9 protein-coding genes are annotated in these 13185 nt (G+C 67.4%); 5 read left to right on the top strand and 4 right to left on the bottom strand.

The genetic code is table 11. The features are described from left to right. Positions 1–23: 23 nt before the first annotated feature. Complete coding sequence (locus ISN38_RS16850) at positions 24–821, top strand: dienelactone hydrolase family protein (RefSeq protein ID WP_003473507.1); 798 nt, start codon at positions 24–26, stop codon at positions 819–821. Between the two features lie 214 nt (positions 822–1035). On the opposite strand, the gene ISN38_RS16855 is transcribed toward ISN38_RS16850, so the two are convergent. Beyond that, positions 1036–2034, bottom strand: coding sequence for a polyprenyl synthetase family protein (locus ISN38_RS16855; protein WP_003478243.1), 999 nt, complete (start codon positions 2032–2034; stop codon positions 1036–1038). A gap of 191 nt (positions 2035–2225) precedes the next feature. On the opposite strand from ISN38_RS16855, the gene ISN38_RS16860 reads away from it, so the two are divergent. After that, on the top strand, positions 2226–2753 hold the full coding sequence (locus ISN38_RS16860) for a single-stranded DNA-binding protein (RefSeq protein ID WP_009592098.1): 528 nt from the start codon (positions 2226–2228) through the stop codon (positions 2751–2753). 276 nt (positions 2754–3029) lie between these two features. Here ISN38_RS16860 and ISN38_RS16865 read toward each other — a convergent pair whose 3' ends face one another. Together ISN38_RS16865 and ISN38_RS16870 are read right to left on the bottom strand one after the other, a co-directional pair. Continuing rightward, the gene (locus tag ISN38_RS16865; RefSeq protein ID WP_230938790.1) at positions 3030–4106 is read right to left on the bottom strand and encodes a HipA domain-containing protein; all 1077 of its coding nucleotides are present in this window, start codon (positions 4104–4106) and stop codon (positions 3030–3032) included. A gap of 292 nt (positions 4107–4398) precedes the next feature. Next, positions 4399–4662, bottom strand: coding sequence for a helix-turn-helix domain-containing protein (locus tag ISN38_RS16870; protein ID WP_004426112.1), 264 nt, complete (start codon positions 4660–4662; stop codon positions 4399–4401). A gap of 451 nt (positions 4663–5113) precedes the next feature. Here ISN38_RS16870 and ISN38_RS16875 point away from each other — a divergent pair, with 451 nt between their 5' ends. Beyond that, the gene (locus ISN38_RS16875; RefSeq protein ID WP_004426110.1) at positions 5114–6361 is read left to right on the top strand and encodes an alpha/beta hydrolase family protein; all 1248 of its coding nucleotides are present in this window, start codon (positions 5114–5116) and stop codon (positions 6359–6361) included. Positions 6362–6476: 115 nt separating this feature from the next. Here ISN38_RS16875 and ISN38_RS16880 read toward each other — a convergent pair whose 3' ends face one another. Further along, a complete protein-coding gene (locus tag ISN38_RS16880; protein ID WP_047325104.1) occupies positions 6477–8252 on the bottom strand; it encodes a peptide MFS transporter in 1776 nt (591 codons plus the stop codon). A gap of 369 nt (positions 8253–8621) precedes the next feature. Here ISN38_RS16880 and ISN38_RS16885 point away from each other — a divergent pair, with 369 nt between their 5' ends. Then, complete coding sequence (locus tag ISN38_RS16885) at positions 8622–10580, top strand: OPT family oligopeptide transporter (RefSeq protein WP_004426107.1); 1959 nt, start codon at positions 8622–8624, stop codon at positions 10578–10580. A 365-nt stretch (positions 10581–10945) separates the two neighbouring features. Beyond that, entirely contained in the window at positions 10946–13015 is a 2070-nt protein-coding gene (locus ISN38_RS16890; protein WP_047325103.1) for an alpha/beta hydrolase family protein, read from the top strand. Positions 13016–13185 lie beyond the last annotated feature (170 nt).

Below are 13185 nucleotides of genomic sequence, written 5' to 3' on the forward strand. Positions count from 1 at the left end.
TTCGTTCCGATGGGAGAGACGCGATGCGCACTCGTTCGATGCGGTGGATCGGCGTGTTGGGCCTGGCCCTGGCGCTGCCGTTGCCGGCGTTGGCCCCGATGCAGGCCAGGCCGGTGGAATGGAAGGTCGGCAAGGACAGCTTCAGCGGCGTGCTGGTCTACGACGATGCCGACCGCGACAAGCGCCCGGGCCTGGTAATGGTGCCGAACTGGCGCGGGGTCAACGCCTCGGCGATCGAAAAAGCCAAGCAGCTCGCCGGCGACGATTACGTGGTGCTGCTGGCCGACGTCTACGGCGCGGGCAAGCGCCCGGCCAACGATGCCGAGGCCGGGCAGTTCGCCGGCGCGCTGAAGAAGGATCCGGCGACGCTGCGCGCGCGTGCATTGAAGGCGGTCGAAGTGCTGAAGGCGCAGGCCGGCAAGGCGCCGCTGGACGCTGCGCGGATCGGCGCGGTCGGCTTCTGCTTCGGTGGCACCACCGTGCTGGAACTGGTCCGCGCCGGCGCGCCGCTGGCGGGCGTGGTCAGCCTGCACGGTGGCCTGAGTACGCCGTCACCGGCCGCCGCAGGCAGCGCGAAGACGCCGCTGCTGGTGCTCAACGGCGCCGACGACAAGAGCGTGAGCCGCGACGACATCGCCGCCTTCGAGCAGGAAATGAACGGCGCCGGCGCCGACTGGCAGTTCGTCAACTTCAGCGGCGCGGTGCATTGCTTCGCCGAGGCCGATGCCAACAGCCCGCCAGGCTGCCAATACAACCCGCGCGCAGCCAAGCGTGCCTATCGCATGTTGCATGATTTCTTCGAGGAAAGGTTTGGCCAATAGCAGGGCTTGGGGATTGGGGATTCGCAAAAGCGGGTCCTGTCCTTCAGCGAAACAACCACACGGCTTTGTGGTCAGGGATGTGCGCTGACCAGCTGTTCCGCTGTCGAATGCCGGGATCGTAAAAGCGCGATCAAGCCGCTTCTGCCAATCCCCCATCCCCGCTTTCCACCGCCGAATGGCGGGTCATCCGGTCCGCCACGCACAGCGCGCCGGATCAATGCCTGCGTTCGACCGCGTAACGCGCCAACCCGCGCAGTGCGGCCACCGCTTCGCTTTCCGGCAGGCCGTCCAGCGCGCGTTCGGCGGCGGCGGCGTATTCGGCGGCGCGGCGGCGGCTGTAGTCGAGTCCGCCGCTGGCCTGGATCGCCGCCAGCACTTCGGGCATCGCCTCCGCATCGCCCTGTTCGACGATGTGGCGCAGGCGCTGGCGGGTGGCAGCGTCGGCGTGCGCCATCGCGTGGATCAGCGGCAGCGTGGCCTTGCCCTCGGCCAGGTCGTCGCCCAGGTTCTTGCCCAGTTCGGCGGCGTCGGCGGTGTAGTCGAGCACGTCGTCGGCGATCTGGAACGCATAGCCCAGGTGCATGCCGTAGTCGTACAGCCGCTGCTGCACGTCGTCGGACGCGCCCGAGGCCATCGCCCCGAGCCGGGTGCCGGCGGCGAACAGCACCGCGGTCTTGCGCTCGATCACCCGCAGGTACGCGGCCTCGTCGGTATCCGGGTTGTGCACGTGCAACAGCTGCAGCACCTCGCCCTCGGCGATGCGGTTGGTGGTGTCGGCGAGCAGCCGCATTACCTGCATGTCGTCCAGTTCGACCATCAGCTGGAAGCTGCGCGAGTATAGGAAATCGCCGACCAGCACGCTGGGTGCGTTGCCCCACAGCGCATTGGCGGTGCTGCGGCCGCGGCGCAGGTCCGATTCGTCGACCACGTCGTCGTGCAGCAGGGTCGAGGTGTGGATGAATTCGACGATCACCGCCAACTGGTGGTGCACCGGTCCGCCGCCGGCGCAGGCGCGCCCGGCCAGCATCACCAGCATCGGCCGCAGGCGCTTGCCGCCGGCGGAGACGATGTGCTCGGCGATCTGGTTGATCAGCACCACATCCGAGGCCAGGCGGCGGCGGATCAGCGCATCGGCGGCACTCATGTCGGGCGCGGCCAGCGCCTGGATCTGAGGCAGCCCCAGGGCGGGGCGGAGGTCTTCGGCGAGGCTCATGCGGTCGGACTAGGGGGAATGCAGGGATTATAGGCCCCCCGGTGCGGGCAAGTCCTACGCCTGAACCGGGGCCGGGCTGATATCCGCCGCCAGCCCGGTATAATTCACTGTCCTTGCCCGTTCCCGAACTGGCAACCCTATCCGACATGCCCGCGCCCGAGCGGGTTCACCACCCCGAACGGAAGAATTCCATGGCCCGCGGCATCAACAAAGTCATCCTCGTCGGCAACCTCGGCAACGACCCCGACACCAAGTACACCCAGGCCGGCATGGCGATCACCCGCATCAGCCTGGCCACCACCAGCGTGCGCAAGGACAAGGACGGCAACCAGCAGGAGCGCACCGAATGGCACCGCGTGGTGTTCTTCGGCAAGCTCGGCGAGATCGCCGGCGAGTACCTGCGCAAGGGCAGCTCGGTCTACGTCGAAGGCTCGATCCGCTACGACAAGTACACCGGCCAGGACGGCGTGGAGAAGTACTCCACCGACATCGTCGCCGACGAGATGCAGATGCTGGGCGGCCGCGAAGGCGGCGGCGGCGGTGCCGGCATGGGCGGCGATCGCCCGCAGCGTGCGGCCGCGCCGCGCCAGGAACGCCCGAACCAGGGCGGCGGCGGGCAGGGCGGCGGTGGCCAGGATTATGCGCCGCGCCGGCAACAGCCGGCGCCGCAGCAGTCCGCGCCGATGGACGATTTCGCGGACGACGATATCCCGTTCTGAGCCGAACATCGGTCTGGCCTCGAACGCGGCCCGCTTCTCCCGGCAGAAGCGGGCTTTTTTATGCCCGCGTGCGATTTCGGGTTGCATAGCCGCCTTTGAACGCTGACGCGGGGGACGTGGCTGGGATGGCGAGGTTCACTCGATGCAGCGCAGCGGCTGCAGTCCGATCGCCCACGCGACCATTGGACGAAGCAGCGCTGCTCCGAAGAACCGGGATCGGCTGCCTGCGAGAAGCCGCGGCGGGCGGCGCTGCAGCGCCGTTGCCGGCGGCAGGACTCAGCGCGGCGACAGCCGCTCGGCCATTTCCTTGACGACGTTGTGGGTGATGGCACGCAAACAGCGCATCTCGCCAGCGAGCGTGGCATCCGGGTCCGGGGTGTGCTTCAACAACTGGGCGTTTTCGGCGTCCACCTGGTTGAGCAGCTGTTGCGCCTCGTCCAGGATCGCCGACCGCTGCAGTTCGAGTAGATTCGCGGCAGCCTTTCGCGTAAGTCCCATGGCTTCGCCCGCCTGCACCAGGTGTGCGAAGTTCACCTCGCCGAATTGCTCCACGCCCAGGATCGGCCGTGCCAGCGTCGCGTGCTCCGGCCGTTTTCCGCTGCCGTATGCGCGTGAGTCGTAGCAGGTTGTGCACAGCAGATCGTAATGCGGTGCCAGGTTCACCCCGTCCGGCCCCACCAGGAAGCTCAGATTTTTCAGGTGCGCATCGCTGTTTCCTGTCAACACGTTGAAGATCAGCCACCTGTAGAGGCGGAACCGGGTCGCAAGCTTGTTGCGGCAAAGTGCGCCGATCCGCGCCAATGCCTCGACGCTGCCCATCTGGTACTTGAAGCTGCGGTCCAGGCCGAGCAGCTGGCAAGCATCGATGGCATGCACGCGGCGCACGCCGGTCGCTGTGCGCTGGCGGTCGAAGCGCTCGATCAAGAACGCAGGCTCGGGTACATAGCGCCGCTGCACAGGCGGCACGTCGAGGCCCGCCCGCGCGGCCAGGCGCATCACGAACCACTCGTTGGCCACGCTATGCGGATAGTCCCCACTTGTGTTTTCTGGCTTGAGGATGTGGGTCGACGGCTCGGCCCCGATCGGCTGCAACAAGCGCCCGTCGCGTTCGATGACGGCCAGCTTGTGCTGGGCGCCAGCGAGCGACATGCGCTTTGCGGCGCCAGCGGCCAGCGAGTGATGCGGCAGATCGCGGATGCGCGCTGAAAGCTGCGCATCGGACAGCTCGGCCATGCCACCCGCTTCAAGGGATTTGCCGGGCAGCAGCAGCGTCAGCGAACCCGCCGATTCCGCACCGTAGTAGGACAGCAACGCGAAGGCGTCCGCGCCGGGGATCCCGGCATCGGCCGCCATCAACTGCCGCTGCGCCTCTTCCGGCAGGAGATTGTCGAAATATCATTGCACCGGACGGAAGGAGGACCCGTCCTGGATCTCGCCCTCCTGCAACGGCAAACTGGCGCCAAGGCGAAGCGGTCGGCACTGGCCATCCACGCCGGGGCGTAGGTGAATTTCCACACGTTGGCGTATTCGGAGAGCGTGCCGATGCGTTGGGTGCCGATGCTGGCCAGCAAACTGCGCTTTGGATAGTGCAGGCCGTCCAGGACAGTGACGCCGATGGCGTCGTGCAGGCGCTGCGGCGGCCGGCTCATCGCGTGCGCGCCCGCTTGCGCTGGTTGGACGCGTCCATGACGCTGTCGGCAACATCGATCTCGACGTGCAGGCCCAATTCGGATAACACGGCGAACAGCTTGCCCCATTGCACCGTGCCGCTGCCGCGCTCGACCTTGGCCAGGAAGTTCTCGCTCACGCCGATGCCTTCGGCAGTGGCGTCCTGGCGCAAGCCCTGGTGCTTGCGCATGGCCTTGACCAGTGGACCCAATGCTTCCGCGTTGTCCAGCCTGATCTTCATTGCGCAATTCTCATTCTCATGCGGATTCACCACATCCAACCCATCTTACCGATCTTACCGATCTTACCGATCTTATCCTGTCGATCGTAAGGAATATTTGGATAAATCCTTTCGATCATCAGGACCTACTGGTAAATCCTTATTTTCGTAAGGATTTTCATTGCGGTGAACGGATTTCGGTAAAAATCCTTACATCTGTAAGGAATTTTGCGAGCGCGGCAGGCGCAGGCGTTCACTGGTTGCGTTGCCTATGCCGGGCTGGACTGCCCGCTCAAGTGCGTTCGCATCTGCCTAGAAAAGCAGCTCGGCGCCCCCGTGCTTTGCCGGCTCCGCGTGCGCGCCGTATTAAACTTCCGTTCGCAAGCCAAACCAACATGGAGACAGGGGATCAGGATGAGCGGGAGACTGGGGACAGTCGCGTTGTGCTGTGTGCTGCGTGCTGGGAATCGGAATGGGCAGCGCGCAGGCGCAGGTGGATCTGGCACCGTTCCTCAAGCAGGAGCAGGTCGGTGAGCTGACGTTGTCGCTGACCGGCGAGCAGGCGCGGCCGTGCAGCGTCAGCCACGATCCCTACAGCCGCACCGAGGTGCTGGACGTGTACAGCGGCCGGCGGCGGCCGCTGGTCGGCTTGCCCAAGGTGCGCAGGGCCAGCTTCTACAGCGATGAGCAAGTCAAGATCCGTTTTGCCTCCGGTGCCGACGCGGACAATGCCGACAAGCTGCTTTACCGCGATGCGCAAGGCGGCGACTGGCGCCTGCTCAACGACCAGAACCTCAGCCATCACGCCGAGTGGCCGATCGGCTTTTCCGAAAATGGGCGCACCGCGTATCTGCAGGTCCAGCAGGACAAGGGCAGCGACGCGATCGTGGCCTGGAATGTGGACAGCAACGAACGCAAGGAAATAGCGCGCGATGCCCTGGCCGATCGGTACCGGATCATGTATCGCCACGGCACCCGTATCCCGGTGGGGATCCAGGTGCTGGCCGACAAGCCGCGCAGCCTGTTCTTCGACCCGACCTCGCCCCAGGCCAAGATCCAGCGCTCACTGGAAGCGGCGTTCGCGGGGCAGGCGGTCTATGTGATCTCCAGTACCCGCGATGGCCGGCTCAACCTGGTGCAGGTGCAATCCGGACGCAATCCGGGAGAGTTCTACCTGTTCGACACCGTGGCGAAGGATGTGACCGACGCTACGCGTTGGGCGATTGCCCGAGGGATCGCCGATCCTGCGCGCATCTGCATGTACGGCGCCAGCTACGGTGCCTATGCGTCGTTGATGGGGGTTGCCAGGGAGCCATCGCTTTACCGCTGCGCGGCCGGCTATGTCGGCGTCTACGACTTGCCGATGATGTATGTCAGGGGCGATGCTCAGAAGCGCGACTCGAGTCAGAACTTCCTGCGCGAATGGATGGGGGCGGGCAGCGAACTGGCGGCAGTGTCGCCGGTGAACCTGGCCGGCAAGATCAAGGTGCCGGTGTTCATCGCCGCGGGCGGCGAGGATGAAACCGCGCCGATCGAGCATTCCAAGAAGATGGAGGCGGCGCTGAAGAAGGCTGGGGTGCCGGTGGAGACGCTGTACGTCCCCACCGAGGGCCATGGCTTCTACACAGAGGAACACCGCCGTGAGTTCTATACCAGGCGACTGGCGTTCCTGAGCCGCTCGCTTTGCGGTGCGCAGGCTGCACCTGCACCTGCGCGCTAGTTCCACGGTGCTGATGCGCTGCAAGCGCATCAGCACCTGCAAGCCGCGAAAGCCGATCCGCGGCCCGACGCACGCTCAGGCCGCGCCTCGCGCGTAGCGACGACGGTGCCGACGCTCAGCGCACCCCGTGCATCATCCGCCGCAGCAGCGGCGCGGCCACGAAGGCCAGCACCGCGCAGCCCACGCCGATCCACAGCATCAGCCAGAACAGGTGCGCGTACTTGCCGGCGGCATCGGCGATGTTCAGCGTTTCGCCGTCCGGCACATCGATCGCGGCGAGCTTGCCGAACAGCGCGGCCAGCGCCTCGGAGAACGCCGTGGCCAGGAACCAGGTGCCCATCATCAGGCTGACCACGCGCGGCACCGCGAGCTGGGTCACCGCCGATAGCCCGACCGGCGACAGGCACATCTCGCCCGCTTCCAGCACCAGATAGGCCAGCACCAGCCACCACACGCTGGCCATCTGCCCGCTGGCGCCGACCTGTTGCGCGGCCAGCGCCAGCGGCACGAACGACACCCCGGCCAACAACAGGCCCACGGCCGACTTGGCCGGCTTGGACGGCTCCAGGCCGCGCCGTTCCAGCCACGCCCACAGTGCGGCGAACAGCGGCGCCAGCAGTACCAGGAACAGTGCGCCCAGGTAGGTCAGCGAACCGGCGGTCTGAGGCAGCACCAGGCAGTCGCGGACCAGGAGCAGCAGCATCAGCACGCTGACCGCGATGAACAGCAGGCGCGGTGCGGCAGACGTCGGGTTGCGGTCGGACAGCGACGCCGCGGCGACGAAGCCCAGCGGCGCCAGCAGCAGCGAGGCGATCGACCACGGCAGCGGCGTGCCGTCGCGGATCACCAGCGATGGCACGATGTCCTTGGTCATCAGCCGGTCGGTGAAGGTGACCCAGGAGCCGTAGGTCTGCTCGTACAGGGTGAAGTACACCAGCGCCATCGCGATCAGCACCATCAGCGCGATCATCTGCTGGCGCTGTACCGGCGTGCACTGGGTGCCGGTGAACCAGGCGAACCACAGCAGCACGCCGCCGAGCACCAGCAGCATCAGCAGCAAGGCCAGCGAGATCTCGCCGCCCAGGCTGAAGGCGCCGTTGGCCGCGGCCCACATCAGCCAGGCCACCGGCAGCACGCCGAGCACCGCGCCCAGGTAGATCGCCCCTTCGCGCGGCAGCCCGGCCACGCGCTGGCGCAGCAGCGCCGGCTGCGCCGGCTCGGCATGGCCGTGCAGGTATTTCTGGCCCCACAGGAACATGCCCAGGCCGAGCAGCATGCCGATCCCGGCGGCGCCGAAACCGTAGCGCCAGCCGTAGGCTTCGCCGAGGAAGCCGCACACCAGCGAGGCGAACAGCGCGCCGAGGTTGATGCCGGCGTAGAACAGCGAAAAGCCGGAGTCGCGGCGCGGATCGTCGGGCGCATACAGCTTGCCGACGATGGTGGAGATGTTCGGCTTGAGAAAGCCCACGCCCATGATGATCATCGCCAGCGACAGGTAGGTCACGCCCAGCGACGCGGTATCGCGCACCACCACGCCGGCGACCCGGGTGGCGGCGTGGCCCTCGAAGGCCATGCCGGCGTGGCCGAGCACCAGCAGAATGCCGCCGAACACCACTGCCTTGCGCATGCCCAGCCAGCGGTCGGCGAGCAGGCCGCCGATCACCGGCACGCAGTACACCAGCCCGCCATAGGCGCCGAGCAGGTCCAGCCCGGCCTTGTCGCCGAACAGGTGGTACTTGGTCAGGTACAGCAGCAGCAGCGCCTTCATCCCGTAGAAGGAGAAGCGCTCCCACATCTCGGTGAAGAAGCAGACGTAGACGCCCTTGGGATGGCCGAGGAAATCGTCGCGCGCGTCGCGCGCGTCGCGGGCGGAAAGGGCGGTGGCGGACACGGCTGGCCTGGGTGGCAAGGGCAGCGGTGGAGTATAGGCGTGCAGGTGGGGATTGGTTGCGTCGCGGCAGCGTGGCGAGGCACTTCCTTCTCCCACCGGGAGAAGGTGCCCCGAAGGTGCGGATGAGGGTGCGGGCGCAGCCGCGTGGGATCGAAACAGCGCGAGGCTTCGCCCCGTCCCCTCACCCCAACCCCTCTCCCGGTGGGTGTGGGGCTGACCATCGGCTGCCGGGGCGATGCTGCATCTACGAATCCCCAATCCCCATTCCTCGCCTCCCAGACATGTGCCAAAAGCTGGGCGGCGGGATGCTGGACTTGCCCAGCCCCAGACGCTAGCGTGGAAAACGTTTTTGTCGTTTCAGGGGTCACCATGAACAACGCTGCTGCGCCGCGTCAGCTCACTTTCCGCGCGGTCGTGCTGGCGATCGTGCTGGCCGTCGTGCTGTCGGCCGCCAATGCCTACCTGGGATTGTTCGCCGGCCTGACCATCGCCACCGCGATCCCGGCGGCGGTGGTGTCGATGGGCGTGCTGCGCCTGCTCGGCGGCGGCACCATCCTGGAGAACAACATCGTGCAGACCGGCGCCTCGGCCGGTTCGTCGATCGCCGCGGGGGTCATCTTCACCATCCCGGCGCTGGTGATCATGGGCTACTGGCCGGACTTCAAGTACTGGTGGGTGCTCGGCATCGCCGGCATGGGCGGCCTGCTCGGGGTGCTGTTCTCGGTGCCGCTGCGGCGCTCGATGATCGTCGAGGATCCGCTGCCGTTCCCCGAGGGCAAGGCCGCGGCCGAAGTGCTCAAGGCCGGCGCGAACCCGGGGCCGGGACTGAAGATCCTGGCGCTGTCGGCGAGCATCGGCGGGCTGGTCAAGCTGGCCGCGGCCAGCGGCCTGAAAGTGATTCCCGACACCTGGGCGCAGGCCACCTACCTGGGCAGCAGCAAGCTGGTCGGCTACGTCGGCACCAACCTGTCGCCGGCGCTGCTCGGCGTCGGCTACATCGTCGGGCTCAACGTCGGCATCGTGGTGCTGTCCGGCTCGATCCTGTCCTGGCATATCGCCATTCCGCTGTACCAGCAGTTCTTCATGGGTTCGGACCCGGCGCTGGCGCAGAGCCTGGTCACCGCGCCGGCGGCCGAGGCCGCGTTCGGCATCTGGGCGGCCAAGGTGCGCTACCTGGGCGTGGGCGCGATGCTGATCGGCGGCGTGTGGACGCTGTTCTCGCTGCGCAAGTCGCTGTTGTCCGGGGTCAAGAGCGGCTTCGCCGCCGCGCGCAAGAGCACCGCCGGCACGGTGGTCGCCGAGACTGACCGCGACTTGCCGATGAAGTGGATGCTGGTGGCGCTGCTGCTGTGCACGCTGCCGCTGCTGGGCCTGTACCAGGCGATCGTCGGCCAGTGGCACGTCAGCATTCCGATGACCATCATCATGATCGTCGCCGGCTTCCTGTTCGTGTCGGTGTCCGGCTACCTGGCCGGGCTGATCGGTTCGTCGAACAATCCGGTGTCGGGCATCACCATCTCCACCATCCTGTTCGCCTCGGCAGTGCTGGTGCTGCTGCTCGGGCGCGACTCGCCGATCGGCGCGGTCGCCGCGATCATGATCGGCGCTGTGGTGTGCTGCGCTGCAGCGGTGGGCGGCGACAACCTGCAGGATCTGAAGGCCGGTTACCTGGTCGGCGCCACGCCGTGGAAGCAGCAGCTGATGCTGGCCATCGGCGCGTTCTCCTGCGCGCTGATCATGGCGCCGGTGCTGAACCTGCTGGCGCAGGCCTACGGCATCGGCGCGGCGACGCCGGAGCATCCGAACTCGCTGGCCGCGCCGCAGGCGACGCTGATGGCCTCGGTGGCCAAGGGCCTGTTCGGCGGCGAACTGCCGTGGACGATGATCGCCCTCGGCGCCGGCGTCGGCGCGGCGATCATCGCCCTGGACGAGTGGCTCAAGCGCACCGGCAAGCGCTTTCGCGTGCCGGTGCTGGCTGCGGCGATCGGCATCTACCTGCCGCTGGAACTGATGGTGCCGATCTTCCTCGGCGGCCTGATCACCTACCTGGTCGAGCGCTTCCACAAGATCCGCGCCGACGACGAGGAAGGCCGCGACCGCGTGCACCGTCCAGGCACGCTGTTCGCCGCCGGCCTGATCACCGGCGAGGCGCTGATGGGCATCGCCATCGCCGTGCCGATCGTGGTCTCCGGCCACGCCGACGTGCTGGCGCTGCCTGCGGCCTTCCATCTGAACCAGTGGTACGGCCTGGTGCTACTCGCCTTCGTCGGCTGGCTGCTGTACCGCACCGGCAAGAAGGGCGAGCCGACCGCGCCGCCGTCCGCGTAAGCAGTCGCCCACCTCAGCCCCGCAATGCACGAAGCCCGGCCACGCGCCGGGCTTCGCGTTTTCGATGGCGGCGACGTGATGGGCGACGCACTAGGCAGCGTCTTCGCAACATCCAGCGCCCCCTCGCAGATCGACGTTGCGTGCCTTGCACGCAAGCACTGCAGCGCTGCGGCAGCACGGCACAGTCGTATGCAAGCCAGCGTCGCTGCACCCTTGCAAAGAAAGACGCAGCGCCGATGCTCCTGCGAGTCCCGAGTCCCGAGTCCCGAGTCCCGAGTCCCGGCCCCCCCCATGACTTCATGCCTTTGCGCCGCGCCCATCCGCCCACCTACCATCGACGTTTTGCCGTCTTCCGGAGACACCCGATGACCTTGCGCTACGCCTTGCTGCCCCTGTGCCTGCTGACCGCGCTGCCTGCGCTGGCGGCGACCCGCGGTTTCGACGTCCGCGACATGGTGGCGCTGGACCGGGTATCCTTGCCGCTGCTGACGCCCGATGGCGGCACGCTGATCTTCGCCAAGCGGCAGGTGGACAAGGCCAGCGACAAGGCCAGCACCGGGCTGTGGCTGCGCAACCTGCGCACCCGCGATGCGGCGCCGCCGAAGCGGCTGACCCCGGACGGCTGGAACGTCAATGCGCCGGAACTGTCGGCCGACGGCAAGACCGTGTACTTCCTCAGCGCCAAGTCCGGCCGCCAGCAGCTGTACGCGCTGCCGCTGGCCGGCGGCGCGACGCGCCAGCTCACCGATTTCGCGCTGGACGTGGACAGCTACCACGTCGCGCCGCAGGGCGACCGCGTCGCCTTCAGCGCCGGCGTGTTCCAGGACTGCGGCTCGGATCTGGGCTGCACGCAGAAGCGCCTGGACGCGAAGAAGAACGCCAAGGCCAGCGGCGTGGTGTTCGACCAATTGTTCGTGCGCCATTGGGACACCTGGAACGACGGCCGCCGCAACAGCCTGTTCGTCGCGCCGCTGCCCGGCGACGCCAAGGCCAAGCCGGTGCTCGGCGCCTCGGCGATCAGCGTGACCCTGGCGGGCGACATTCCGTCCAAGCCGTTCGGCGGCAGCGAGGACTACACCTGGGCGCCGGACGGGCAGTCGCTGGTCGCCAGCGTGCGCGTGGCCGGGCGCGAGGAGCCGTGGTCCACCAACTTCGACCTGTACCGTCTGGATGCGGCGGGCAAGGCCGCGCCGGTCAACCTGACCGCGGCCAACCGCGCCTGGGACGCCGGCCCGGTGTTCTCCGCCGACGGCAAGACCCTGTACTACCGCGCGATGAAACGCCCCGGCTTCGAAGCCGACCGCTTCGGGCTGATGGCGATGGACGTGGCCAGCGGCAAGACCCGCGAGATCGCGCCGCAGTGGGATCGTTCGGCCGGCGAGATCGTGCTCTCGGCCGACGGCGGCACCGTCTACACCACCGCCGACGACATCGGCCAGCATCCGCTGTTCGCGGTGAATGTCGCCAGCGGCAAGGTCGCGACCGTGGTCGCCGACGGCCACGTCGGTGCACCGGTGCTCGCCGGCAGCACCTTGGCCTACACCCTCAACAGCCTCAAGAGCGGCGACCAGGTGTTCGTCGCCGACGCCGATGGCCAGCATCCGCGCGCGATCACCGCCAGCGCCGGCGAACAGCTGCCGGACGTGGCCTTCGGCGACTACGCGCAGTTCCAGTTCAAGGGCTGGAACGGCGAGACCGTGCACGGCTACGTGGTCAAGCCGTACAACTACCAGCCCGGCAAGACCTATCCGGTCGCGTTCCTGATCCACGGCGGGCCGCAGGGCAGCTTCGGCAACGGCTGGAGCAACCGCTGGAATCCGCAGACCTACGCCGGCCAGGGCTACGCGGTGGTGATGATCGACTTTCACGGTTCCACCGGCTACGGCCAGGCGTTCACCGATGCGATCAGCCAGCACTGGGGCGACCGCCCGCTGGAAGACCTGCAGAAGGGCTGGGCTGCGGCGCAGCAGCAGTACAAATTCCTCGACGGCGACAAGGCCTGCGCGCTGGGCGCCAGCTACGGCGGCTACATGGTGTACTGGATGGCCGGCAACTGGAACCAGCCGTGGAAGTGCCTGGTCGACCACGACGGCGTGTTCGACAACCGCACCATGGGCTACGCCACCGAGGAACTGTGGTTCAGCGAGTGGGAGAACGGCGGCACGCCGTGGCAGAACCCGGCCGGCTACGAGACGTTCAACCCGGTGCTGCACGTGGACAAGTGGAAGGTGCCGATGCTGGTGATCCACGGCCAGCAGGATTTCCGCATCCCGGTGGAGCAGGGCCTGGCCGCGTTCAGCGCGCTGCAGCGCAAGGGCATCGCCTCCAAGTTCCTGTACTTCCCGGACGAGAACCACTGGGTGCTGAAGCCGCAGAACAGCATCCTGTGGCACGACACGGTGAATGGGTGGTTAAAGCAGCATATCGGGCAGTGAGGCCGGGACTCGGGACTCGGGACTCGGGACTCGGGACTCGGGACTCGGGACTCGGGACTCGGGACTCGGGACTCGGGACTCGGGACTCGGGACTCGGGACTGGTCTCATGTGTGAGTGAGTCGCTCCATCCGGCTTTGCTTTTACGAGTCCCGAGTCCCCCGTCCCGAGT

The organism is Xanthomonas translucens pv. undulosa, assembly GCF_017301775.1.
GTDB classification, from domain to species: Bacteria; Pseudomonadota; Gammaproteobacteria; order Xanthomonadales; family Xanthomonadaceae; genus Xanthomonas_A; species Xanthomonas_A translucens.